Annotated in this window: 21 protein-coding genes; 12 read left to right on the top strand and 9 right to left on the bottom strand. The window is 62.7% G+C overall.

Translation table 11 applies throughout. From position 1 onward, the window contains the following. Positions 1-23 precede the first annotated feature (23 nt). Entirely contained in the window at positions 24-740 is a 717-nt protein-coding gene (locus BRPE64_RS29890; protein WP_016348747.1) for a DUF899 family protein, read from the top strand. On the opposite strand, the gene BRPE64_RS29885 is transcribed toward BRPE64_RS29890, so the two are convergent. The 6 genes from BRPE64_RS29885 to BRPE64_RS29860 all read right to left on the bottom strand — a co-directional run bounded on the left by BRPE64_RS29885 (position 722) and on the right by BRPE64_RS29860 (position 7,833). Further along, positions 722-2,977 (bottom strand): xanthine dehydrogenase family protein molybdopterin-binding subunit, encoded by a 2,256-nt coding sequence (locus tag BRPE64_RS29885; RefSeq protein WP_016348746.1) that lies wholly within the window; start codon positions 2,975-2,977, stop codon positions 722-724. The two genes, BRPE64_RS29890 and BRPE64_RS29885, sit on opposite strands and share 19 nt — an antisense overlap. Before the next feature lies 1 nt (position 2,978). Then, positions 2,979-4,295 (bottom strand): MFS transporter, encoded by a 1,317-nt coding sequence (locus BRPE64_RS29880; RefSeq protein WP_044043582.1) that lies wholly within the window; start codon positions 4,293-4,295, stop codon positions 2,979-2,981. Between the two features lie 228 nt (positions 4,296-4,523). Further along, positions 4,524-5,177 carry an isochorismatase family protein gene (locus BRPE64_RS29875; RefSeq protein ID WP_016348744.1) on the bottom strand — a complete coding sequence of 218 codons (654 nt, stop codon included), beginning with the start codon at positions 5,175-5,177 and terminating at the stop codon, positions 4,524-4,526. A 19-nt stretch (positions 5,178-5,196) separates the two neighbouring features. Continuing rightward, entirely contained in the window at positions 5,197-6,231 is a 1,035-nt protein-coding gene (locus BRPE64_RS29870; protein WP_016348743.1) for a M29 family metallopeptidase, read from the bottom strand. A gap of 18 nt (positions 6,232-6,249) precedes the next feature. Further along, the gene (locus BRPE64_RS29865; protein WP_016348742.1) at positions 6,250-7,077 is read right to left on the bottom strand and encodes an alpha/beta fold hydrolase; all 828 of its coding nucleotides are present in this window, start codon (positions 7,075-7,077) and stop codon (positions 6,250-6,252) included. 3 nt (positions 7,078-7,080) lie between these two features. Further along, on the bottom strand, positions 7,081-7,833 hold the full coding sequence (locus tag BRPE64_RS29860) for a maleate cis-trans isomerase family protein (protein ID WP_016348741.1): 753 nt from the start codon (positions 7,831-7,833) through the stop codon (positions 7,081-7,083). Between the two features lie 291 nt (positions 7,834-8,124). Between BRPE64_RS29860 and BRPE64_RS29855 the strand changes: the two genes are divergently transcribed. From BRPE64_RS29855 to BRPE64_RS29840, 4 genes are read left to right on the top strand one after another with little or no spacing between them, the layout of a single operon-like run. Continuing rightward, on the top strand, positions 8,125-9,285 hold the full coding sequence (locus tag BRPE64_RS29855; RefSeq protein WP_016348740.1) for an FAD-dependent monooxygenase: 1,161 nt from the start codon (positions 8,125-8,127) through the stop codon (positions 9,283-9,285). Between the two features lie 55 nt (positions 9,286-9,340). Next, positions 9,341-9,850 (top strand): (2Fe-2S)-binding protein, encoded by a 510-nt coding sequence (locus BRPE64_RS29850; protein WP_016348739.1) that lies wholly within the window; start codon positions 9,341-9,343, stop codon positions 9,848-9,850. Next, complete coding sequence (locus tag BRPE64_RS29845) at positions 9,847-12,510, top strand: c-type cytochrome (protein ID WP_016348738.1); 2,664 nt, start codon at positions 9,847-9,849, stop codon at positions 12,508-12,510. Before BRPE64_RS29850 ends, BRPE64_RS29845 begins: the two co-directional genes overlap by 4 nt. 17 nt (positions 12,511-12,527) lie before the next feature. Beyond that, entirely contained in the window at positions 12,528-13,016 is a 489-nt protein-coding gene (locus BRPE64_RS29840; protein WP_016348737.1) for a MarR family winged helix-turn-helix transcriptional regulator, read from the top strand. Positions 13,017-13,035: 19 nt separating this feature from the next. On the opposite strand, the gene BRPE64_RS29835 is transcribed toward BRPE64_RS29840, so the two are convergent. Then, a complete protein-coding gene (locus tag BRPE64_RS29835) occupies positions 13,036-13,503 on the bottom strand; it encodes a MarR family winged helix-turn-helix transcriptional regulator (protein ID WP_016348736.1) in 468 nt (155 codons plus the stop codon). Between the two features lie 73 nt (positions 13,504-13,576). Further along, complete coding sequence (locus tag BRPE64_RS29830) at positions 13,577-14,698, bottom strand: acyltransferase family protein (RefSeq protein ID WP_044043580.1); 1,122 nt, start codon at positions 14,696-14,698, stop codon at positions 13,577-13,579. A gap of 277 nt (positions 14,699-14,975) precedes the next feature. On the opposite strand from BRPE64_RS29830, the gene BRPE64_RS29825 reads away from it, so the two are divergent. Continuing rightward, positions 14,976-16,106: an acyltransferase family protein gene (locus tag BRPE64_RS29825; protein WP_051180571.1), complete on the top strand. Its 1,131-nt coding sequence runs from the start codon at positions 14,976-14,978 to the stop codon at positions 16,104-16,106. A gap of 330 nt (positions 16,107-16,436) precedes the next feature. Then, positions 16,437-17,258, top strand: a complete 822-nt coding sequence (locus BRPE64_RS29820; RefSeq protein WP_016348732.1) for a transposase — start codon at positions 16,437-16,439, stop codon at positions 17,256-17,258. A gap of 52 nt (positions 17,259-17,310) precedes the next feature. On the opposite strand, the gene BRPE64_RS29815 is transcribed toward BRPE64_RS29820, so the two are convergent. Then, positions 17,311-18,822 carry a mannose-1-phosphate guanylyltransferase/mannose-6-phosphate isomerase gene (locus tag BRPE64_RS29815; protein WP_016348731.1) on the bottom strand — a complete coding sequence of 504 codons (1,512 nt, stop codon included), beginning with the start codon at positions 18,820-18,822 and terminating at the stop codon, positions 17,311-17,313. A gap of 358 nt (positions 18,823-19,180) precedes the next feature. Here BRPE64_RS29815 and BRPE64_RS29810 point away from each other — a divergent pair, with 358 nt between their 5' ends. From BRPE64_RS29810 to BRPE64_RS29790, 5 genes are read left to right on the top strand one after another with little or no spacing between them, the layout of a single operon-like run. Further along, positions 19,181-20,578, top strand: a complete 1,398-nt coding sequence (locus BRPE64_RS29810; protein WP_044043892.1) for an undecaprenyl-phosphate glucose phosphotransferase — start codon at positions 19,181-19,183, stop codon at positions 20,576-20,578. A 34-nt stretch (positions 20,579-20,612) separates the two neighbouring features. Continuing rightward, a complete protein-coding gene (locus BRPE64_RS29805; protein WP_016348728.1) occupies positions 20,613-22,010 on the top strand; it encodes a UDP-glucose dehydrogenase family protein in 1,398 nt (465 codons plus the stop codon). A gap of 8 nt (positions 22,011-22,018) precedes the next feature. Continuing rightward, a complete protein-coding gene (locus BRPE64_RS29800) occupies positions 22,019-22,462 on the top strand; it encodes a low molecular weight protein-tyrosine-phosphatase (RefSeq protein WP_016348727.1) in 444 nt (147 codons plus the stop codon). Next, on the top strand, positions 22,456-23,625 hold the full coding sequence (locus tag BRPE64_RS29795) for a polysaccharide biosynthesis/export family protein (RefSeq protein WP_016348726.1): 1,170 nt from the start codon (positions 22,456-22,458) through the stop codon (positions 23,623-23,625). The genes BRPE64_RS29800 and BRPE64_RS29795 overlap by 7 nt, the downstream gene beginning before the upstream one ends. Positions 23,626-23,635: 10 nt before the next feature. Next, the gene (locus tag BRPE64_RS29790; RefSeq protein WP_044043577.1) at positions 23,636-25,858 is read left to right on the top strand and encodes a polysaccharide biosynthesis tyrosine autokinase; all 2,223 of its coding nucleotides are present in this window, start codon (positions 23,636-23,638) and stop codon (positions 25,856-25,858) included. The last annotated feature ends 19 nt before the right edge of the window (positions 25,859-25,877 follow it).

Raw genomic sequence — 25,877 nt, 5'->3', positions numbered from 1 at the left:
TCTGATCGAAAAGGAGACTGCTGATGACGTCTGCATCGAACTACATTCCCGCCGCCGAACTGGCGAGCCGCGCCACCATGCGATTCCCCAACGAAAGCGCCGAGTATCGCCGGGCGCGAACCGAATTGCTGGCCGAGGAAATCGAGTTGCGGCGGCATATCGAGCGCGTCGCGCAGCTGCGTCGCGCGTTGCCGCCGGGCGGTCAGGTCGACGGCGATTATCGCTTCGACGGCGAGCGCGGTCCGGTGGATTTTGCGGGCCTGTTCGGCGACAAGGACACGCTCGTCACCTACAGCTATATGTTCGGGCCGCAGCGCGAACGGCCTTGCCCGATGTGCACGTCGCTGCTGTCGGCGTGGGAAGGCGAGGCGCGCGATATCGAACAGCGCGTGGCGCTCGCGGTGATCGCGCGTTCGCCGCTCGCGAAGCTCGTCGCGTTCAAGAAGGCGCGCGGCTGGCGCGATCTGCGGCTCTTTTCCGATGTGAACGGCAATTTCAGCCGCGACTATCACGCCATCTCGAAGGAAGGCGGCGACGAGCCCGCGCTCAACGTGTTCACGCGGCGCGGCGGCGTGATCCGTCATTTCTGGAGCGGCGAGATGGATTTCTCGACCGCCGATCCCGGCGAAGACCCACGCGGCGCGCCGGACCTGATGCCGCTGTGGACCGTGCTCGACATGACGCCGGAAGGGCGCGCGAAGGACTGGTATCCGAAGCTCGATTACGGGCCCAGGGACTGACCTTCAGTGCATGGCGCTTCCAACTGCGCGCGCACCGTTTCCGGCGTGAACGGCGGCGCGTAGAAGCGCACGCCGGTGGCATCGAACAAGGCATTGGCGATGGCAGCCGGCCCCGGCACCGAAGCCGATTCGCCGGAGCCGAGCGGCGGCTCGCCCTGACGCGGCATCAGCACGACATCCACGGCGGGCAGCTCCGCGAACGTGATCAGCGGATAGCTGCCCCATTCGCGCGACGCCACCATACCGTCGCTCATGCGCACGCGCTCTTTCAGCGTGCGGCCGAGCGTCTGCACGACGTTGCCGTGAATCTGATGACGCACGCCGTCGGGATTGACCATCGTGCCGGTGTCCTGTCCGATCGTCACGCGTTCGATGCGAATCTCGCCTGTCACGCGATCCACCTCGAGATCAACGATCCACGCCGCCCACGCCGCGCCGAAGCCCGGAAAACGGCTATGCACGTAACGCGCATACGCGATGCCGCGCCCGCGCACGCGGCGCTCGCCCGTCTGTTCGAGATGACGCGGCTTCGAGCGCGTCTGCCAGCCTGCGCGCGCCGCGACGGCTTGCAGCAATTCGCGCGCGCGTTCGTCGGCGAGATGGCGCAGGCGGAATTCGAGCGGATCCGCACCGGCGAGCACCGCGAGTTCGTCGATGAACGCATCGTGCGCGAACGAGTTCGGCAGCGCCGATACGCCCCGCAGCCACGACGAGCGCACGAGCGGCGCCATGTCTTCGCAGACGAAGCGCGTATGCGGAAACGTGTACGGCGACACGGCGGTGCGATCGCCCATTTCGAACACGCGCGCCTCGGCCGGCATCGCGCCGGTGAGCAGGAGCGCGAGCAAGGGCGCATCGTTCGACGGATAGCGTGTCGCGAGCGAATACGCGACCGTCTCGCCCGCCGCCGACACGCTGCCCGTCACGTCCATCACTTGCGCGGTGCCTTTCGGTTCCCACAGATGCTCGTCCGCGCGCGATAGCTGCACGCGCACCGGCGCGCCCATCGCGCGGGAGAGCAGCAGCGCGTCGCCCGCGACATCGTCGGCGCAGTTGCGGCCATAGCAGCCCGCGGCTTCCATGCGCACGATATCGACATCGGCTTCGTTGCGGCCTGCGAGTTTCGCGAGATCGTGGCGTAGCGACTGCGGATTCTGCGTGCCCGACCATACGACGATGCGATCGTCACGATAATCGGCGAGCGCGCACGACGGCCCGATCGACGCGTGCATCTGATACGGCCATTCGTAACGCCGCTGCAAGGTCGTGACGCCGGGCGCGTTGCATGCGGCATCGACATCGCCGCTTTCCTGCAAGAGCCTGCGAGTCGCGGGCGCGCGGCTGATTGCGCGGGCGGGATCGGAGAGATCGGGCAGCGCGGGAAGATCGCGCCAGCGCACCTTGAGGGCTTTCGCCGCGCGCATTGCCTGCTCTTCGCGCTCCGCCACGACGCCGATGAAATCGCCGATCACCACCACGCCGCGCACGCCGGGAAGATGCGCGACGGACGCGCGATCGACATCGATCAGCGAAGTGCCGACGAACGCGCCGCCGTCATGCCCGTGATACGGCGGGCGCACGACGCGTCCGTGCAGCATGCCGGGCACGCGCATGTCGTGAACGAAGGTGAGCGTGCCGGTGGCTTTCGCGGGCAAATCGACGCGCGGCGACGATGTCCCGACCACGCGATAGCGCGACGGGTCTTTCACGGCCGTCGCGGTATCGAGCGTGAGCGTGACGCGCTGGCCGCGCAGCAAGGCGCCGAAGGAAAGCCGCGCGCCGTCGCGAGCGATGACGAAGCCGTCTTCCGTGCGCAACGACGCGGCATCGACCTGCCAGCGCGCCGCCGCCAGTTCGGCCAGCGCATGCCGCGCCTGTGCCGCCGCCGCGCGCAACGGCACGGCGGAAATCTGAATCGACGCGCTCGCAATCGTCGGGCCTTGATTCGGCGTTTCGCTTGAATCGCCGAGCACCATGCACACGCGCTCGGCGGCCACATCGAGTTCTTCCGCGACGATCTGCGCAAGCGATGTGCGGATGCCCGTGCCGAGATCGACGTGACCGTTGAACGCGAGGATGCGTTCGTCGTCGAGCACGGCGACGAACACCTCGGGCGAATCCTGCACATACGTCGATGCGCTGCCCGGCTGGCCGGGCGCGGGCTTCGGCGGTGCTGCGGGCTGGCGCACGACGACGAGACGTCCGTCGCGCGCCAGCAATTCACGGCGCATGGACATATCAACGATTGACGATGTGCTTCGGCATCGCGAGTGCGAGCACGCAGCCGAAGAACATGCACACGCCGAACACGATGAGACCCGCGCTCATGCTGTGCGTCCAGTCCTTCAGCCAGCCGATTACGTAGGTGCTCGCGAAGCCGCCGAGATTGGCGATCGAACAGGCGAACGCAATGCCCGCGGCGGCCGCGGTGCCTGTCAGGAACGTGGACGGCAGCGCCCACACAACCGGCATCGCCGCGGCCACGCCCGCATTCGCAATCGACAAGAGGATAACGAGCGCCGCCGTGCTGCCGGTGAAGAACGTGCTCGCGATCAGACCGAACGCGGTGCAGGCGAACGGCACGACGATATGCCAGCGGCGTTCGCGGAACTTGTCGGAACTCGCGCCGGTGACGAGCATCATGACGACGGCGAGCGCATTCGGAATCGCGGTCAGCATGCCGATGGTGAGCGCGCTGTGCACGCCGGAGTCGCGCAGCATTGTCGGCATCCAGAAGCTGATCGCGTAGGTGCCGAGCAGCACGCACAAGTCGATCAGGCCGAGCGCCCAGACCTTCGGATCGGTGAACGCATCCATCAGCCGATGACGCTTCCCGCCATGCGCTTCGCCCGCGAGATCGAGCTTGAGGCGCGCGCGTTCGTCGTGGTCGAGGAACTTGGCTGTATCGGGCGTGTTCGGCAGATAGAAGAACACGAGCACGCCGAGAAAGATCGACGGCAGCGCTTCCAGACCGAAGAGCCATTGCCAGCCTTGCCAGCCGTGCAGGCCGTCGAAGAACGTGACGATCCAGCCCGACAGCGGCCCGCCGACCAGACTCGACAGCGGCAGCCCCATCATGAAGAGCGCGATGATCTTGCTGCGGCGCGCATCCGGAAACCAGTTCGTGAGATAGAGCAGCACGCCCGGCAGAAAACCGGCTTCGGCCACGCCGAGCAGAAAGCGCAGCACGTAGAACTGCGTGGGCGTGGTGACGAACATGGTGAGGCCGGAGAGGATGCCCCACGTGACCATGATCCGCGCGATCCACAACTTTGCGCCGACCTTTTGCAGAATCAGGTTGCTCGGCACTTCGAAGAGGATATAGCCGACGAAGAACAAACCCGCGCCGAGACCGTAGACGGTGTCGCTGAACTTGAGCGCGTCGAGCATCTGCAGCTTCGCGAGACCCACGTTCACGCGGTCCAGATAAGCCGAGAAATAGCACAGACAGAAGAACGGTATGAGCCGCCACGTGAGCTTGCGGTATAGCGCGCGCTCGGCTTGCGCGTCGGTCAGCACCGGGGCGCGCGTCGTGTCGAGTGAAGGGGAAGACATGTCGTGTTCCTTGGAAAATCGAAGCGTTGTTTGCGCCACCGCGAGCGAATCAGCGTGCGTAGCGACCTGCGTTCAGCCACGAAAATAAGTTACGAAGACAAAATCCGGAAAGCAATGGTTTTCGAAATAAATCGCTTTTAAATCATATAGTTATTGTTATTTTGGCCAGGCGTGCGGAAGCGCCCCGGGCGGCCTGCGCGGGGACTTCCGGTGCTGCGGGAAACGGGTTCAGCGGGCCGCTGCGGCGGCGCTTTCCAGCGTATGAAGCGCGTCTTCGAGCGGCATGACCGCCGCGTATTTCTGCGCCATGTCGAAGAGATTCGCTTCGTGCGGCGCAATCGCGCGGTCGCCGACGCAATCGGACACGACGAGCGGACGAAAGCCATGCGACATCGCATCGACGACACTGGCGCGCACGCATCCGCTCGTCACCGCGCCCGCCACCAACAGCGTCTGCACCGCGCGTTGCGACAGCCACGGCGCGAGCTGCGTGCCGAAGAACGCGGAAGGCACGGTCTTGCGCACGACGAGTTCGCCGCGCGCGGGCGTGAGCTCGGGCACGATCGCGCTGTTCGGATGATCTTCCGTCAGCGTGGCCATGCCGGGCACCTTGATGGAGAAGATGTTGTCGTCGCTGCCGTTGTCCGCATAGACAATGCGGCTGTGCGCGACCGGCCAGCCGTGGCGGCGCGCGGCCGCGAGCAGATGCACCGTGCGCGCGATGGCCGGCTCGATATTGCCGCCGCCGAACGTGTGCGGGTCCGCGAAGCCGACGACGAAATCGACGATCAGCAAGCCCACGTTGCCCTTCACAGGCAGCGGCGTGCCGAAGCCCTGGCTTTTGTACACGCCCGATTCGGCGTGGCTTTCGATAACGCTCATGTGCGTGCCCCTCACGTATTTAACGATCCATCACGACGCCGTTCAGCACGACGGGATCGCCGTCGAGCATCACGTCGCAATGGCGCAGCGGAATGTCGATATGACAGGTCGTGGTGCGGCTTCCGCCCGCCTCGTTGTTCGGTCCGAGCGAGAACAGGAAATTGCCTTCGAACGCGCGCGCATCCATGCCGATGGTCGCTTCGCGGTCGTAGAGACCGAGCGTCGACCAGCGCGCGCGCGGTTGCAATCCCCAGCCGATGTGCGAGATCGCATAACCTTCGGGATCGTTGAACGATTCCATGTAGTCGCGCAGCAAGGCCGCATCGACGCCGCCTTCGATCTGCGTCGCGTAGCCGTTTTCGACGGTCAGCGTGATCGGGTCGTTCACATAGCGTTTTTGCGGCAGCAGAATGTCGCCGCGATCGATGACGATCTGCCCGCGCGTCGCGCCTTCGTTCGGGAACGTCAGCACGAAACCGCTCGGCCAGTGATCCCAGCGGCCGGGTTCATCGACGAAACCGTATTCGGAGATCGCCGGAAACTCGCCGAGCGGACACACGAGATCGGTGCCGGACTTCGACTTGACGCTCACGCGGCGCGCGCCCTCGATACGCTTCGCGGCGGCGCGCACGCGCGTGCGATCGGCTTCGGTCGGCACGAGGCGCGCGAGCACTTCGGGTGGCTCGACCGCGAGCAGAATCTTGGTGCCGCTCTTCAGAATGTCGTGCTGCTCCGGCGAGAACAACAGCGTCATCAGATCGAGCACGAGATCGCTCGCCTTCAATGCGGCGATGGCCGCGTGATTCCCCGTGAGCGGTGTGGTGCCGAGATACGCGAGCGAATCGCGCGACAGCGCCTTCTCGCCGTTCACCGGCAGCAGATCGAGGCGGTTGACGACCGCGCCCATCGACTGCGTGGCGACAAGCGCGGTCGATAGCGTCTGCGGATGCGTCGATGCGCTCGTGAGTATCGTGACCGTCTGGCCGGGCTGAAGCTTCGAGAGCGTCAGCACGCGTTTCCAGGCGTCGATCATTTCGTAATCGCTGATGGCCATGTTCGTTGGCTCCTTCGTTTAAACCAGCCGCGCGCCGAGGAAATCGCCGAAGGCCGCATAGAAGCCGGCTTCGTTGTCCCACGGAATCATGTGGCCCGCGTTCGGCACACGCGTGTGTTGCAGTTCCGGCGCGAGCGTCTGCATTTCGGCGACGTCTGTCTCGCGCACGACGTCGCCGCGTTCTGCCGTCATCAGCAGCGCGGGCACGCGCAGCTTCGGCAGGTCGGCGTGGATGTCGTCGGTATGAAAGCCTTCGAAGCTCGCGCGGATCGCGCGTTCGTCGCACGTATGCAGCCATTGCGCGCGCAGACGCAGTTGTTCTTCGGTCCACGTCGGGCAGAACGCGCGCATGCCTTCCGCGTCGATGCCTTTCGTGGCCAGCGCGATCGAATCGACATACCACGGCAGCTTCGACGGATACGCACGGCGGCCCGGACCGGACACCGGCGGGTCGATCAGCACGGCGCGCGTGAGGCCGCGCGGCTGCGTGCGCGCGGCGCGGAGCGCGATGCGCGCGCCCATCGAGTGGCCGACGAATGCATAGCGTTCGAGCTTCAGTGCCTGAGCGAGCGCGCGCACATCTTCGGCTTGCGCGTCGAGGCTGTAGTCGAGCGTAGTCGATGCTTCGGAGAGACCGCGGCCGCGCACATCGAGCACGTAGGTATCGAACTGACGGCCGAGCGTCTCGGCGACAAAGCCCCACGTCACCGCCGGGCTCGTGATGCCCGGAATCAGGATGACGGCGTCGCGCTTCGCCCGTTCGCCTTCGTTGCCGCCATAGCGCAAATAGTGCTGGCGGATGCCGTTCGCATTGACGTTCGCGCCGTAAAGATAGGTCGATGGCATCGCTCAATAGGCTCCGGACAGAAGCGCGCCCGCGCCGGGCACGACCGGTTCGAGATCGAGCTCGCGCAGCATTGCGTAAGTCGTGGCGATGGCCGCGGTCAGCACCGGCTTGCCGGTGAGCGCCTCGACCTTCGGCACTGCGGGCAACGACGGCATCTGCACGCAGGCCGAGAGCACGATGACGTCCGCGTCCTGATACTTCATCGATTGCACGATGCCCGGCAGATTGCGCGGATCGTGACGCGCGACATCGAGATTGTCGGGAATTTCCAGCGCGCGATAGTCGATCACTTCGAAGCCTTCGTTCTGGATGTAATCGACAACCAGTTCCGTCAACGGCTTCATATAAGGCGCCACCACCACAACGCGCTTCGCCTTCATCACCTTGAGCGCATCGACCAGCGCGCCCGCGCTCGTGATCACTGGCGCGGCGCCGCCGTTCTCGGCGGTGTGCTTCGTGAGACGCGCCTGCGACACGCGGTGATAGCCGCGCCCCATTGCCATGATCGCGACGAGACACGCATAGCCGAGCACATCGACACGCGCATCGGACAGTTCGACGGCGCAGCGGTCCGACTCGGCGTCCATTGCGGCGAGTTCTTCCTTCACGACCTTCTTCATGCGCATGCGGCTCGAATGAAACGTGAAGCGCTCCGGGCGGATGGTTTGCCGCGCGAGCAGCATCGCCGGAATCTCGGTTTCCATCGTCGTGTTGGAACTCGGCACGATCTGGCCGATGCGAAAGCTCTTGCTCATCTCTGTTCGACTCCGTATGTCAGGTACGCAGGATTGATATCGGTCAAGCAAAGTCTAGTGTACACACTGCAATTAAACAAGCGAGATCATGACTTTCTTGTTGGTGCATGCTCGCACTCCTTCAGGGAAAACCCGTGAATAAACGCACTAAATCAGGGTTTTCAGCAGTCGCGGAAGAAATATCAAAAAATTCTTTACGCTCAAAAATGCAGTGTGTACACTCAATTAACCTTTTCAAATCGGCTCGGCGACGCGACTGTCTCGGCGAGCGCCCGACATGGAGAACACATCATGAAAAAACCTCGTATTGCGATCGTTGGCGCGGGCCTGGGCGGCACGGCGGCAGCGGCGCTCATGCAGCGCGCGGGCTATCAGGTGCGCTTGTACGAACAGGCGCCCGCGTTCTCGCGTCTCGGCGCGGGCATTCATCTGGGTCCGAACGTGATGAAGATCATGCGGCGCATCGGTTGCGAGGGCGCGCTGAACGAAATGGGTTCGCATCCGGATTACTGGTTCAGCCGCGACTGGAAGAGCGGCGAGGCGATCGCGCAGATTCCGCTCGGCGACTTCGCGGTGAAGAACTACGGTGCGTCTTATTTGACGGTGCATCGCGGCGACTTCCACGAGTTGATGACGCAGGCGCTGGAGCCGGGCACCATCGCGTTCGGCAAGTGCCTGAAGCAGATCGAGGACACGGGCGACGAAGTGCGCCTCACGTTCACTGACGGCACGGTCGAAACCGCCGATATCGCTATCGGCGCGGATGGCGTGAACTCGCGTATCCGCGAACATTTGCTGGGTGCGGAGCCGCCGCGTTATACGGGTTACGTTGCACATCGCGCGGTGTTTCCGGCGTCGCGTCTCGGCACCGATCCGTTCGATCTGTGCGTGAAGTGGTGGTCCGAAGATCGTCACATGATGGTCTATTACGTGACGAGCAAGCGCGACGAAATCTACTACGTGACGGGCGTGCCGCAAGCCGAGTGGCCGCAAGGGCAGTCGGTTGCGCCGAGCAGCCGGGACGAAATGCGCGAGGCGTTCGCGGGCTATCATCCGTCGGTGCAGAAGCTGATCGACGCGACGCCCGAAGTCACGAAGTGGCCACTGCTCGAACGCGATCCTTTGCCGCTCTGGAGCCGTGGCCGTCTCGTGTTGCTCGGCGACGCATGCCATCCGATGAAGCCGCACATGGCGCAAGGCGCGGCGATGGCGATCGAAGATGCCGCGATGCTCGTGCGCTGTCTCGGCGAAACGGGCGCGAACGATTATGCTTCCGCGTTTGCGCTGTACGAGGCGAATCGCGCGGAACGTGCGTCGAAAGTGCAGCTCGTGTCGCACAACAATACGTGGCTGCGCACGAACGAAGATCCGGCCTGGGTGTTTGCCTACGACGTGTTCAACGAACCGCTGAAGGCGCCGAAGGCGAAGGAAAGCACGGCCGTCGCTGCTTGACGTCACGCGCCGTCGCACTCGTTCGGCGGCGCTTCACCATGAATCAAGATAGCCGATGACCGAGCCCGTATCGAACGCGCAGGCCGTGACGCTCACCGTCAACGGCTGCACGCGCACCGTCGTCACCGAACGCAGCACGCCGCTACTCTACGTGCTGCGCAACGACTTCGAGTTGAACGGCCCGAAGTACGGCTGCGGACTCGGACAATGCGGCGCGTGTACCGTGCTGATGAACGGCGGCGCGACGCGTTCGTGCGTGGTGCCGGTGGCCGCCGCCATCGGCCGCGAGACGACAACGCTCGAAGGCCTCGGCGATATCCACGCGCCGCATCCGATTCAGCGCGCGTTCATCGACGAGCAGGCGGCGCAATGCGGCTATTGCCTGAACGGCATGATCATGAGCACGAAGGCGCTGCTCGACCGCAATCCCGATCCCGACGACGATGCGATCAAGGATGCCTTGCGCTTCAACCTGTGCCGCTGCGGTACGCATCTGGAGATACTCGCGGCGGTGCGGCGCGCGGCGAAGTATGTGCGCGACGAAATGCGGGCGTGCACGCGATGAACGATATGAGCGATCTGCGCGTGTGTGAGATAGCCACGCTTGCTGCATGCGTGATCGTCGATATCGATGATGATATCGCGACGCTTGCCGCGCGCATGTCGCTGGATGCGGGCGTGTCGTGGATTGCGGCGGGAAGCATGGGCGCGTTCGTCGCGGATGAAGCGCAGCATGCATTCGATGCGGCGCGGCGGCTCGCTGCGGCGCTCGCGCAACCGGACGCGGAGGCATCGGCCATCGTGACGTCGCGCGAACGCTTGCCGCACGAAAAGCGCTATACGTGGCCGCTTTTCGACGATGCGCTCCATGCATGCGACGTCCTCGCGCGCGACGATGGCACATCGATCGAACTACGTTGCGCCACTTCCGACGCGCAGCAGCTTTGCGCACAACTCGCTCATGCGTCGGGCTTGCCTGCCACGCGATTCGCAATACGTGCAACGTCGAATATCGAAGACGAGTCCTTCGTGGCGACGCTTGCGGCGGTCATGCTGCTGCATCGCACCGGACGCGCGGTGCATGTGCGCGGCGTGATGAGCGCGCGCGAAACGAAAGACGTGCGCATGAGTCTTGGCGCATCGCTCGACGAAGCCGGGCATCTGAATGCATGGCGCTACGACGCCGACACGGGCCGTTCGATGCACGAGACATCGAGCGAACATACGCCTAACCCTTACGCGGTGCGCGATGAAACGCTGCACACGGACGATGGCTTCGAAACGATTCCCCACACGGCGCACGCGTTCGCGCGCGAATCCTTCATCGATGAAATTGCCGATGCACGCGCAATCGATCCGCTGCAGTATCGCCTCGCGCATCTCGATCCGATAGACGATGCAGGCGCGCGCGAACTGATCGACACGCTGGCCGACCGCGCGTCGTGGACCACGAAAGCGAAACGCGCGGGCAACGCCAAAAACCTGCAAGGCCGAGGCTTCGCGTTCGACAAGCGCGACGACGCGTACAGCGCATGGATCGTCGATCTCGATGTGAACCGCGCAACCGGCGATGTCGCGATACAGCGCGTCGTCGCGGGAAGCGCGAAGGGACGGCGCAGCATCGGTGCAATTGCGGGCATGTCGTCGGCGCGTATCGCGGCGGCGGCATCGAAACTGATCGGCGTGCGGCTCGATGCGCACGCCGCGCACGATGAGACGCCGCGTGCGCAACCGCTTGCGCATCGCATCGAAACGACTGCGCTTCAAGACACGCCGGCCACGCGTGAAGCGCCGTCGATCGATACGTCGCCTGCCGCTGCGGCGATCGCCAATGCACTCTACGATGCAACCGGCGTGCGCTTCCGTGCGCCGCCGTTCACGCCGGAGCGCGTGCGTGACGCATTGAACGGCGCGAGCGCGCCAGGCAACGCGTTGCCGCGACGCATGCGCCGCACGCTGCGCGGCGCAATGGCGGCGACGGGTCTGGGCGGACTCGTCGCGCTTGCGTGCACGGCGTGGCCGCTGCGCGCACCGATCGCATCGATTGCAAAGCCCGATGCATCGACGTGGTCGCAGGCCACCATCGCACGCGGACGCGACGTCGCCGCCGCCGGCGATTGCGCGGTCTGCCACACGGCGCCGGGCGGCGCGGTCAACGCGGGCGGCCTCGGGCTGGAGACGCCATTCGGCACGGTCTACACGACGAACATCACGCCCGATGAGAAGACCGGCATCGGCAACTGGTCGTTCGCCGCGTTCGATCGCGCGATGCGGCAAGGCATTTCGCGCGACGGTCATCATCTGTATCCCGCGTTTCCATACACCTCGTTCGCGAAGATCAGCGACGCCGACATGACCGCGCTCTATGCGTATTTGATGTCGCAGCCCGCTGTCGAATCGACGCCGCCGCAGACGCGTCTGCCGTTTCCGTTGAATCAGCGCGGGCTCGTCGCGGGATGGAACGCGCTGTATCTGAAGCAGGGCGAGTATGTGCCCGATGCCACGCGTTCGGCGCTGTGGAATCGCGGCAAATATCTGGTCGATGGCGCGGGCCATTGCGGCGCTTGCCACTCGCCGCGCAACGCGATCGGCGCGGAAAAGGGCGGGCGGCTCTATCTCACGGGCGGCAGCGCGGAAGGCTGGATGGCGCCGTCGCTGGTCGCGAATTCGAAGTTGCCAGTGCGTTGGACCGAGCAGGCACTCTTCGACTATCTGCGCACGGGCTTCTCGCACGAGCACGGCGTGGCCGCGGGACCGATGGCGCCGGTCGTCTCGCATCTCGCGACGCTGCCCGCCGAAGACGTGCGCGCGATGGCGCACTACGTCGCGTCGTTGTCGCCCGTTGCCGTCGAGACGCGCGCGCCGTCTCAGCCCGATGCACTGCGCCTGCACGCGCTCGATAACGGACGGCGCACGTTCGATGCGGCCTGCGCGGTCTGTCATGCGCAGACGGGCGGTGTCGGCAATTTCGGCGTGCGGCCGCTCCTGTCGCTCAATACGAGCGTCAGCGATGCATCGCCGGATAACTTGCTGCATGTGATTCTGCACGGCATCGACGCGCCCGCCACCGATGAACTGGGTTATATGCCCGGCTTCAAGGATTCTTTCGACGACCGGCAAGTCGCGGAACTCGCCGCCTATATTCGCGCGGAGTTTGCGCCTCGCGAACCCGCATGGAGCGGGCTTGCGCAAGCCACGGCCCGAATCCGCGCTGCGGGGCATTAAAGACGTATGAGGCAGAAATGAACTATATGAAGACGCCGCTCGATCCTGAACCGATCGAAGCGATCGAAGCGGCTACGCAAGCGTATGACGTCTCCGAGCAAATCGGTCATTTGTTACGCAAGGCGTATCAGCGTCATCTCGCGATATTCAGCCAGACGATCGGCGATCCGCAACTCACCGCCGTGCAATTCGCGGTGTTGAGCGCGAGCCGGCGCATGGGACCATCGTCGATGAGCGATCTCGGCAAGGCGACCGCCATCGACGGGGCCACGGTGCGCGGCATCATCGAGCGATTGAGAGGGCGCGCGTTGATCGAACTGAAGACGAATCTCGCGGACCGCAGAAAGACGACGGTCGAACTGACCGACGCGGGCCGCGATCTCGTTGAACGCGCCACGCCCGCCGCGCAGCGCGTGAGCGAATTGACGATGAGCGATCTGAACGAAGTCGAGCGCGTGGCTGCACTCATGCTGCTGCGCAAGCTGAGCGCGTCTGCGCCGGCTTGAAGAAAAGCCCGGCGATAAATCAGACGACGTCGGGCGCGTCGATCATTTTCTTGAGCAAATAAACCAGCGCGACACGTTCCGCCGGATTCAGCGGCCCGTAAGTCTGCTCCGTGATGTCATGCGCGAACGGCACGGTACGCTCGGTCAGCGCATCGCCTTCGGGCGTGGTCGTGACCGTGACCTTGCGTCCGTCGGTGGCATCGCGCGCCACGGTGATCAACCCGCGCGTTTGCAGACGTTCGACCACGCCGCGTATCGTCGCCTGATCGATCGCGGTGATCTTCGCGATGTCGTTGAGCGACGCGCCCTGCTGATCGCGCACCGCGCACAGCGTGACGAATTGCGCGGCGGTCAGTTGGGAATCGGGAATCGCTTGCTGAAAGATCGCAACGTGACGCTGATACGCGCGCCGCAACAAGTGACCGACTTGCTCGTTGAAGTGATAGTCGTCGGATGCGCGCGAAGAGGGAGCCGGGGCACGGGACATGTCTGCCTGCAGGTGATTGCACGATGAGTCGTCCCGCGATTATAGCGACGCCCGTGTCCGCAGCCCTTTCTCTCTATTTAGATGCTTCCGCCTGCAAAGGCACATTGTCGGCCACGCGGCCGCGCGCGCCGAAACGATCCTTGATACGCAGGAGCGGTGTTTCGATCAGGTAATAGCTGAGGCTTGCCGCAACGAGCGCTTCGATCACGCAGAGCGGAAAGCCATAGGCAACCGGCGAATGCGCGTTGCTGAAGAGTTGTTGCCACAGATAAAGGCTGAAGGAAATCGTGCCCACATACACGAACGGCGCCGTGCGCAGAAGCCGAGAGAACCAGAAATCCTTCTGCGAAATGAGCACGACGATGACGAAGCCGACCATCGCCGATTCGATTGTCGTGCCATAGGTCGCGTGCCAGAGTCCGCCCAGCTTCGCTTGCAAGGGCGGGACGCCAAAGATGAGCAGGAGGACCATCGCGCTGGGAATGAGCGGTCCCCAAGGAAGCGCCGCGACACGCGCCTTGAGGGCATCTTTGTTCAACGCGACATAGCAGCCGACAAGGATCGGATCGATACCGGTATGCAGCATCATGTTCAATTGACCGCGCAGGCTCGGCACGGCGAAGTAAGTCGCGATTCTGACGAGCGGCACGAGCACGATCAACGCGACGAGCGCGCGCTGATTGCCGCGCTTGAGGATATGAAACAGCAGCGGCGGCCAGAACCAGTAGAACTGTTCTTCGAGCGCGAGCGTCCAGAAATGGCCGAGATACCACGCGCCATCCGCATGCGCTGCGTTGAGCGAACTCATGCCCGCGATGCCCGAATAATTCCATAGATGCAGCGCGGCGACCACGACTTGCCGATGGTCGATATCGATCAGACCTGCAAACGACATCAGCGCGACGATCACGAGATAGCTATAGAACGCGGGCCAGATTCTTAGCGCGCGCTTGGCATAGAACGGCAGAAGACGAATCGAACCGCATGCCTTCCACTCGGCATTCAGGATTCCCGTGATCAGATAGCCGCTCAGCACGAAGAAGATAAGCACGCCGAGGCGCCCATCGGAAATGAGGCGCAAGGGCGCGAGCAAGCCGCTATAGCCGCCGGCGATCATGTGCTGCGCATGACCGATGACGACCATCGTCACCGCGACGCAACGCAGGCCCGTCAGCTCTTGCACATGATTTTTCATGAAAGATCCTCTCGATCGATTCGAGCGCGGCGTCCCCATCGCCGCGCCATGGCTGCACGATTCCTGCACATAAGGCACAAGCATCTGCTAAAAAATTAGGCAAGAAATAATTCGCCTTGTTAGCAAATATTTCTTGCGAGCAGGGTGGGACGCGCTAACGCTCGGTGAAAAATCGGCAAAGAATTCGCTAAGGATTTTTTTCTTTTTCTTGCGCTTTACGATGAGGCGCTTACGAGCGGCCCACGCGGCTGCGTTCACCGCATCGATAAAGCGCACCATGAACGAAAGAATTCGCGGATTCGACGGCTTGCGCGCGCTTGCCGTCCTGCTGGTCTTTATCCATCACAAGGCAATGGCGGAAGGCAGCGGCCTGGGACACCTCGGCGTATGGATATTCTTTGCGCTAAGTGGTTTTCTCATCACTGACATACTGACGACACAGCGAAGTTATATAGATGCCGGCTCGAGTTCTTTCGCCGCGGAACTCAAGCGATTTCTTTACCGGCGCACGCTGCGGATCTTCCCGATCTACTATCTGCTGCTCATCACGCTCGCGCTGATGATGACGATCGGCTTTGCCGGTCCGGAACTCGCGGGCGGCATGCCGTTTCATTTCGCGTATCTGTCCAATTTCTGGATCGCGGATGTTTTGCATTACTGGCCGGGGCGCTATTCGCATTTGTGGAGCTTGTCGATCGAGGAGCAGTTTTACCTCGTTTTCGCGCCGCTGCTGCTTGCCATGAATGCCAGATGGCACGTGCGGATTTGCTGTGCGGTATTCGCGAGCGGCATCGTGGCGCTTGCTTTGATGAAAGCGGCGGGCGATCCGTCGATCGTTATTTATACGCATCCGCTCACGAATTTCTGGCTGCTTGCGCTGGGCGGCATCGGCGGCGCGCTGTTGCGCGAGGGCGGCGCGTTCAGGCGCTGTCTGAGGCCGTTTCCCGTCGCGTTGATGCTGCTGGTGTGTATCGCGCTGTTGTGCCGAGCGGAACCGGCATGGGAAGACATTGCGGATCCGTGGCGCTTCACCGCGCTCTATGTGTTCTATGGTGCGTGCATTGCGACGCTCGTGTGCGCAGTCGCGTGCAGCGAGAGCGCGGCGCTGATGCGTGTGCTCGAATGGCGGCCGTTAATGTCGCTAGGCCGGATCAGCTATGGCTTTTATCTTTACCACGGCTTCATTCCGGATTTCACTAAAAGCGCTAGGGTTATCGCGCTGTTCGGCGCGTCGGGCATTCCGCTTTGGGTGCATGCGGCAAGCATTACCGCATCGTTCCTGCTTACGCTAATGCTCGCCAGATTGTCATGGCGTTTCATCGAAGAGCCCATCCTGCGGCTCAAGAACCGGCGCTTTGCGCGCAAGAACGAATCGGCCCAAGCCGGCGAGGGCGCGCTTTCCCGCTAAGTGGAAGTCTTAGCGGAAAAACTGCTAAGTGTCGCTCGAATTGTAGGGTGTTGTCATATTCGGGCAAACCATAGTAATGGTATGCTTCGTGCAAATATCTTCATACACGAGCGAGACCACGCTCCGTGCGCTGTTATGGATCGATTACTGCACCATGATCGATTCGAAATGCAGCCGGATGCACCATTTTGTTGTTTGAGCAAACGTTTGCGAGTACCTCGAGAGTCCTGGTTCGGGTGTGCAAAAAGCTGGAATTTCCGGCTTGCCGTTTGATTTTCGTTAGCGCGCCGACCGACATCCGCAGCGAAGCCGACTGCATGGAGCAAAGCAATGTTTTTTAGCGAACTCAGCAATGAAGAGTGGGTGATGGTCTCAGGTTTGATCGGCGAGAGTGAGGTGCGTGAGCATCGTCGCGGCCGTCCCAGAGCCCATCCACGCACTATCGTCAATGCCGTGTTATGGATTCTCACGACAGGTGAAACCTGGTCGAGATTACCGAGCCACTATCCGACCGTGCCGACTTGCCGTCGGCGGTTTGTGGAGTGGCAATTGAATGGAACGCTCATCGAAATGGTGAAAGTGCTGGCCAATGCAGGCCGTTCTTTCGCCTACGTGCCGCGTCAGCCGGTGGTCGAAGCAGCGCCGCGACCCGTGGCGCAGACATACGATTGCGACCGCCTGAGAGGCGTGTTCTGGCAGAACCCGGAATCGTGGCAATCGCCGGATGCCATGCCGTTCAATCGGGTCGCCAATGTGCCGCGCCGTCTGCCGGAGGCGCGCGATGTCGTGCAGGCCAACGCATCGAGGCCCGCGCCTGCGCGCGCACGCATGCCGCGTCCTGCGCGGCCTTATGAAGCGCCATTGCCCTTCGAGCCGACCTGCGCGCCTGTTGGCGATGTGCGCGGCTATAACATCTATCCGATCGCGCGCGACGTGTCCGGCGGCATGTATCGCGGCTGGGCGGAGATCGTGAAGGACGGCAGCCGTGTCGAACGCTCGGGTCTCATCGGACCGCGCTTCGCATCGGCGGAAGAAGCGCGCACGTATGCGCTCGAATGGGCGAAGCGCTGGATTGCCGCTCAGGCCACGCGCGCCGATGTGAACGTGAGCATGCGCGAAGTCCGCTCGGAAGAGCGCGCGTCGGCGGAATAGCGAAGCCGAATGCATCGCCTCACGTGAGCGAGGCGATGCATTCGGTGCGGCATCAACTGCGTCCGTAGGTATCGTCGAAGCGAACGATATCGTCTTCGCCGAGATACGTTCCTGATTGCACTTCGATGATTTCGAGCGGCATCTTGCCGGGATTCTCCAGGCGATGCTGCACGCCGATCGGAATATAAGTCGATTCGTTCTCGGCCAGGATGAACGTTTCGGTGCCACGCGTGACGAGCGCCGTGCCGCGCACGACAATCCAATGCTCCGCGCGATGATGATGCATCTGCAACGAGAGCCGCGCGCCCGGCTTCACGACAATACGCTTCACCTGAAAGCGATCGCCCTGATCCACCGAATCGTAATGCCCCCACGGACGATGCACCTTGCGATGGTCCGCCGCTTCGCTGCCGCGCTCCGACTTGATGCGCCCGACGATCGCCTTCACGTCCTGCGCGCACGATTTATCCGCGACGAGAATCGCGTCCGCCGTCTCGACAACGACGAGATTGCGCGTGCCCACGCACGCGATCAAGCGCCCTTCGGAATGCGCATAGGTCGATGACGCGCCCTCGAACATCACGCGGCCACGCGCGACATTCGATGCATCGTCCTTCGGCAAGATGTTCCAGATCGCGTCCCATGAGCCGACGTCGGACCAGCCCGCGTCGAGCGGTACGACCGCGCCCGCGAACATGTCGTCGCCGCGCTCGCTTGCAAGCTGTTCCATCACGGCATAGTCGATCGAGTCCGACGGCGACGAAGCGAACGCGTCGCGGTCGAGCCGCAAGCACTCGCCGTCATCGATACCGCGTTCGAATGCCGCGAGACAGGCGGCATGCATCGCGGGCTGATAGTGCTCGATTGCCGCGATCCATGTCGATGCGCGCACGATGAAAATGCCCGCGTTCCAGCCGTAATCGCCTGAGCCGAGATACTGCTGTGCGAGTTCGAGATGCGGCTTCTCGACGAAGCGTTCGAGCCGCCACGCGCCGCGTCCGGGTATCGCCGGGCCTGTCTTGATGTAGCCGTAGCCGGTTTCGGCGTGCGACGGCACGACGCTCAACGTGACGATCGCGCCTTCTTCCGCGCAGCGCGCGCCTTCGTCGATCGCGCGATGAAAGGCGTCCTTGTTCGCCACCACATGATCCGCGGGCATCACGACGAGCACGGCGTCCTCGCCTCCGCGCAACGCGTGCAGCGCGGCTGCGGTCAGTGCGGGCGCGGTGTTGCGCGGTACCGGTTCAAGCACGAGACGTGCACGGCGTCCGTGATTGCGCAATTGCTCGGCGGTCGTGAAGCGATGTTCGTCGTTGCACACGACGATGGCATCGGCAACGCGCATGCCCATCGGCGCCAGGCCGTCGAGACGGTTCGCGGTGGCCTGCAACAGCGACTGATCTCCGATAAGGCCGATGAGTTGCTTCGGAAAGTGCTCGCGCGACATCGGCCAAAGCCGCGTGCCCGAGCCTCCCGCGAGAATGACCGGCTGAATGCTGAGCCGCACGCCGGCATCGGCGCTAATCGTGGATGCGCTGGCGAGCGCGGTGTCTGTCGCATTCATTGAAGTGCCTCCTGGCGCGTGATCGCAATAACGGACTCGCCAATTTTTAGCACGGAGCAAATGCGTCGATAAAACAAAAAACCGCTAAAAAAATGGACGATTTCTTTAGCGAATAAAACACTAAGAACACGCCGCGATCGCCAAGGGAATTATTTGCACGACTTGCGTGAAATGCCCTAAACCCCCGTCAGGCAAGGCCTCGAACGATAAAAAAAGAGAAAAAAATCCGGCCATTTGCCGATGCATATTTTCGCGGTTGCACCGACATATTTATTCAAGTTCCATACCACCATGCAATGAGCAACATGCAGTGAGCAATAAGGAACCGTTTTGCCTTCTTCTTCCCGAGGTGGATGCGATGTTGAGCATGTTATCGAGAGTCGTCGATATAGCCATGGCAGTGCTGGGCGCATCGCTCGGTGCGTCGCTGGGCGCGGGCGCATTCGTCTGGCTCGACGATGTCGAACGCACCATGCTCGGCTTCTCGTGCGTGCTGATGATCATGACGTTTCCGTCGTTCGGAATCTATCAGTCATGGCGCGGCAAGCCCGTCTACGACCTGCTGCTGCGCGTGACGATAGCGTGGCTGCTGGTCGAAAGCGCGGGCGTGCTGCTCACCTTCAGCATTCATCGCTCGGAGTCGCTGTCGCGTTTGTGGCTCATGTATTGGGCGGCATGCACCGTCGGCTTGTTCATCGTTTCGAAGACGGTCATCTATACGGCGCTCAAGTTTCTGCGGCGTGAGGGCTTCAATCAAAAGAGCGTTGCGATTGTCGGCTCGGCGCCGTATGCGCACTTTCTGATCGAGCAGATGCGCGGCCGTCCCGATGCAGGCTTTAGTCCCGTTTGCGTGTTCGATCTCGGCACGGAACTCGATGCAAAAGGCAGCGGGATGGAAGGCGATACGCTCGCGGGCGTGCGCATCGAGCGCGATTTCGCGCAACTGGTCACGCAGGTGCGCAAGAGCGGCATTCGCGAGTTGTGGCTCGCTTTGCCCATTTCGCAAGAGCAAACGATTCACCGCATCGTCACCGAGTTTCGCGACGATTTCGTCAACGTGCGCTTCATCCCCGATGTGCGGAGCCTGTCGTTCTTCGGCCATGCCGTGGTCGATCTGCTCGGCGTGCCCGCGATCAATCTCGCGGCGTCGCCGATCACGGATATCAAGGTTCTGCCGAAGCTCGTGTTCGATCGCGTGTTCGCCGCGTGCGTGCTGCTCGGCATGTCGCCGGTGCTCATGGCGATCGCGGTGCTCGTCAAGTTGTCGTCGCCGGGGCCGGTGTTCTTCAGGCAGAAGCGCAAGGGTATCGATGGCCGCGAATTCGAAATCTACAAGTTCCGTTCGATGAAAGTGCACGCCGAGACAGCGGGACACATCACGCAGGCGCGGCGCGGCGACAAGCGCGTGACGAAGGTCGGCGCGTTCCTGCGCCGCACGAGCCTCGACGAGTTGCCGCAATTCATCAACGTGCTCAAGGGCGAGATGTCGGTCGTGGGTCCGCGTCCGCATGCGCTCGAACACGACGACATCTATAAGGATCTCGTCAAAGGCTATATGCATCGATATCGCATCAAGCCGGGCATCACGGGCTGGGCGCAAGTGAACGGCTTTCGCGGCGAGACGGACCGCATCGAAAAGATGTCGGGCCGCGTGAAGCTCGATCTCTATTACATGCAGCACTGGACCTTCGGTCTCGACATGAAGATCGTCGCGATGACGCTGTGGAAAGGCTTCGCCGGCGCGAACGCTTACTGAAACCGATCAAGCAAACAACACCTGGAGTGGGATCATGAAACTGACGATCATCGGCAGCGGCTACGTTGGACTCGTGACGGGCGCATGCCTCGCGGACATCGGCAACGACGTGTTGTGCCTCGACGTCGACCAACGCAAGATCGCCATTCTGAACGGCGGCGGCATTCCGATTCACGAACCGGGTCTTCAGGACGTGATCGATCGCAATCGCGATGCCGGGCGTCTCGCGTTCACGTCGAACGTGCAGCAGGCGGTCGAGCACGGCGAGATGTTGTTCATTGCGGTCGGCACGCCGTCCGATGAAGACGGCTCGGCCGATCTGCAATACGTGCTCGGTGCGGCGCGTGATATTGGCCGCTACATGAACGGCTTCAAGGTGATCGTCGATAAATCGACCGTACCCGTGGGCACCGCAAAGCGCGTGAAGGCGGCTATCGAACATGAACTGAATGCGCGTGGCGTGAGCCATATGTTCTCGGTCGTGTCGAATCCCGAGTTCCTCAAGGAAGGCGCGGCGATCGAAGACTTCACGCGGCCCGACCGCATTGTGATCGGTTGCGACGAAGACGTGCCGGGCGAGCGCGCGAAAGAGCGCATGAAGCGTCTCTATGCGCCGTTCAACCGCAATCACGAACGCACGCTGTATATGGATGTGCAATCGGCGGAGTTCACCAAGTACGCGGCCAATGCGATGCTCGCCACGCGCATCTCGTTCATGAACGAACTCGCGAACTTCGCGGACCGCGTGGGCGCCGATATCGAAGCGGTGCGGCGCGGCATCGGCTCGGACCCGCGCATCGGTTATGACTTCCTGTATGCGGGCTGCGGCTATGGCGGCTCGTGCTTTCCGAAGGACGTGCGCTCGCTGATCCAGACTGCTTCAGGATTAGGCCATGAAATGAGCATTCTCAAGGCCGTTTCGAACGTGAACGAAGCGCAGAAGGACACGCTCACGCGCAAGATCGTCGAGCGCTTCGGCGACGATCTGTCGGGTCGCACGTTCGCGCTGTGGGGCCTCGCGTTCAAGCCAAACACCGACGACATGCGCGATGCCCCGAGCCGCGTGCTCGCGGCCGCATTGCTTGCGCGCGGCGCGAAGATCGTCGCGTATGACCCCGTTGCCGTCGACGAAGCGCGCCGCGTGTTCGCGCTCGATCTGCAAGGCCAGCCGGAAGCGCGCGCACGTCTGTCCTACGCGGCCAATCACAAAGATGCGCTCGACGGCGCGGATGCACTCGTGATCGTCACCGAATGGAAGGTCTTCAAGAGCCCGGACTTCGATGCGATCAAGCGCCGCCTGAAGCACCCGGTGATCTTCGACGGCCGCAATCTATACGAGCCGGAAACGATGAACGAAATGGGCATCGAGTATCACGCGATCGGTCGCGGCGTGCGCCGCGTCGAAGCGAACGTTGCCGCGAGCATCGTCTGACGCGGCCTATGTTCGGAAGCGTTCTGATCGTCTGTCACGCGAACATCTGCCGCAGTCCCGCGGCGGAAATGCTGTTTCGCGCGCATCTGGACAAGCGTGGGGCGAGGCCGATCGAGTTCCGTTCGGCCGGACTCTACGCGCAGGAAGGCGAAGACATCGACCCGACGATGCAGCGGCTGCTTGCGGAGCAGGGACTGGAAGCGTCGGGGCATCGTTCGCGACGGCTCGATCGCCGCATGGCGCGCGATGCGGATCTGATCCTCGTGCCCGAGCGCAAGCAGATCGACGCGATCGCGCGTCTCGCGCCAACGACGCGCGGCAAGGTGCATTTGCTCGGCAAATGGGAAGACTCGGAAGTCGCGGACCCTTATGGCGGCCATGAGGCCGCGTATCGCGAGAGCTTTGGACTTATCGAACGGTTAGTGCTCGGATGGCTCAACAAAATATGCTGATTTCACGTGTTCTTTTGCTGACGTTTTTTATGTCGGCGCTCTTGTCCGCGTGCGGCACCGCGCCGGGCAATTTTCTCGATACATCGCGACTCGAAGACAAGGACCCGACGCCGACCACGACTTATCCCGTGCATCTCATCACCGTCGATACCATCGCGCAGGAGCAGGCGACGCCCGAGGCCGCGCAGCCGTTGCCGCCCGCGCGTTTTGCGGATGCGGCGCAGTACGTGTATCGCATCGCGCCGCAGGACATTCTCGGCGTGACGTTATGGGATCACCCCGAACTGACGACGCCGCAAGGCAGCACGCTGTCGACCGGCGGCAACACCACGCAAACCGTCGCGGGCGCGTTGCAGCAGCCCTATACGCAGGCGCTGCCGGGTCAGGCCGATCCGTACGGACAGACGGTCTCGGCGAACGGCACGATCTTCTTTCCGTTCATCGGCAAGGTGCGCGTCGCGGGCAAGACCACGGGCGAAGTTCGCGACGAGATGGCGGCCGCGCTTTCGCCCTACATCAAGAACCCGCAACTCGACGTGCGCGTGCTTGCCTACCGAAGCCAGAAGATCGCGGTGACGGGCGAAGTGAAGCAGCCCGGCCCGCTTGCCATCAGCGACGTGCCGCTGACGCTCGTCGATGCGATCACGCGTTCGGGCGGCACAACGGGCGAAGCCGACTTGCAGCGCGTGCGGCTCACGCGCAACGGCAAGCTCTATGTGCTCGATGCGAACGGCATGCTCGATCGCGGCGACATCAGCCAGAACGTGATGCTGCAGGCGGGCGACATCCTCAACGTGCCGGACCGTTACGACAGCCGCATCTTCGTGATGGGCGAAGTGAAGACGCCGATGCCCGTGAACATGGTGCGCGGCCGCGCATCGATTGCGGATGCGCTCACGCAGGCAGGCGGCGTGCTCGATACCGATGCCAACGTGCGTCAGGTCTATGTCGTGCGCGGCGTGCGCAACAACCCGTCGAAGCCGGACATCTATCGCCTCGATATGTCGCAGCCCGATTCGCTGCTGCTGTCGACACAGTTTCAGCTTCATCCGCAGGACGTCGTCTATGTGGGCACGGCGGGCGCGGTGCAGTTCAATCGCCTGATCAATCAGGTGTTGCCGACCTTGCAGACGCTGTTCTACTTGAAGCAGCTGACGCGCTAAGGGGAGTCGTATCGTGAATATGCAAGAACATCCCTATCTGCAAAAGCCCGATGAGGAAGATGTCGTTCTCGGCAATCTGATTCAGACCGTGATCGACGATATTGGGTGGCTCATCGGCGTTGCAGCGTTCGTGATCATGGCGGCGGCCGTGTATTGCTACATCGCGAGGCCGGTGTATTCGGCGGATGCGCATGTGCGCGTCGAGACCAACGACAACACATCGCAGGCGCTCACGCAGACGCAAACCGGCCAGGCCATCAACTCGGGTTCGAGCGCGTTGCCGACCGATGCCGAGATCGAGATCATCAAGAGCCGTGGCGTGGTCGCACCCGTGGTCGCGGAATGCAAGCTGAACTTCTTCGTGTCGCCGGTGACGCTGCCGGTGCTCGGCAGCCTAGCTGCGCGTTTCGCGACGCCGGGCACGCCCGCGAAGCCGTGGTTCGGGCTGGCGTCGTATGCATGGGGCGGCGAGATCGCGGAGGTCGATTCGATCGATGTCGATCCGCAATGGGAAGGCAAGGACCTCATGCTCACCGCGCTCGGCGACGGACGTTACTCGCTCGCCGATCAGCAAGGGCATGAGTTGCTTCAGGGCAAAGCCGGCGAAAACGCGAGCGGTAACGGCGTGAGTTTGTTCGTGAAGAAGCTCGTCGCGCGTCCCGGCACGCGCTTCAAGGTGATGCGCGCGAACGATCTCTCGGCTATTGCGAGCTTCCAGTCGGGCATCACGGTGACGGAGCAGGGCAAGCAGACTGGCGTCATTCAGATATCGCTCGAGAATCAAAATCCCGAGAAGGCCGCAGAGATTGCCAATGCGCTGGCGCAGTCGTATCTGCGTCAGCATGTGGAGAGCAAGCAGGCCGATGCGAGCAAGATGCTCGAGTTCCTTCGCACCGAAGAGCCGCGCCTCAAGGCCGATCTGCAACATGCAGAAGCGGCCTTGACCGAGTATCAGCGGCAGGCCGGCGTCATCAATGCGAGCGACGAAGCCAAGGTCTATCTCGAAGGCAGCATCAACTACGAAGCGCAAATCTCGGCGTTACGTTTGCAGATATCGTCGCTGGAGCAACGTTACGGCAATCTGCATCCGTCGCTGACCACAGCGCGTCAGCAGCTCGCGCAGCTTGAAACGCAGCGCGAACGTTATGCGTCGCGCTTCCGCGATCTGCCGCAATCGGAAGTAAAGGCGGTTGCGTTGCAGCGCGATGCGAAAGTGGCCGAGGACATCTACGTGCTGCTGCTCAATCGCGTGCAGGAGCTTTCGGTGCAGCGCGCGGGCACGGGCGGCAACGTGCATATCGTCGATGCAGCGTTGCGGCCGGGCGACCCCGTCAAGCCGAAGAAGGTGCTGATCATGTCGGCGGCCGTGATTCTCGGGCTGATACTCGGCACCGGTTTCGTGTTTGCGCGCCGCGCGATCTTCAAGGGCATCGACGATCCCGAGCGTCTCGAACGCGTCTCTTCGTTGCCGATCTTCGGCCTCGTGCCGCTCAGCGTCGAACAGACGAAGTTCGATACCGATGCGAAGCGCCGCCGCGAACGCGATCATGAAGCGCCCATTCTCGCGTCGATGCGTCCCAACGACGTATGCGTCGAAATCATGCGCAGCCTGCGCACGTCGATTCAATTCTCGTTGATGGAAGCGCGCAATCGCGTCGTGATGGTGACGGGACCGGTGTCGGGCGTGGGCAAGAGCTTTCTCACGACCAACCTCGCCGTATTGCTCGCGGCGACCGGCAAGCGGGTACTGCTGATCGATGCCGACATGCGGCGCGGCAAGCTCGAACGCTCGTTCAACGGCGAACGTGTACCGGGTCTCGCGGAACTGCTCGCCGGATCGATCAGCATGGAAGACGCGATTCGCACGACGCGCATCGCTTCGCTCGACTTCATCGCGGCGGGCAAGCGCCCGGAGAATCCGTCGGAACTGTTGATGTCGCCGCGTCTTCAGCATTATCTCGACGCGCTCGGGCGCACGTATGACGCGATCCTCATCGACACGCCGCCGGTGCTCGCGGTGACGGATGCGCTGATCGTCGGCAAGCTCGCGGGCACGAACTTTCTCGTGCTGCGTTCCGGCGCGCACAACGAAGCGGAAATCACCGAAGCAACGCGCCGCTTGCGCACGGCGGGCATCGCGGTGCAGGGGGCGATTCTCAACGGCACGCCGCAGCGCGCACGCGGTTATGGCCGCGCGCATTACGCGGCGGTCGAAGAATATGCGGGCACGTGACGCACGAAAGGAGAGCGAG

The sequence above is a fragment of the Caballeronia insecticola genome (assembly GCF_000402035.1).
GTDB lineage: Bacteria > Pseudomonadota > Gammaproteobacteria > Burkholderiales > Burkholderiaceae > Caballeronia > Caballeronia insecticola.
This window is presented reverse-complemented; position numbering and strand designations above follow the sequence as displayed.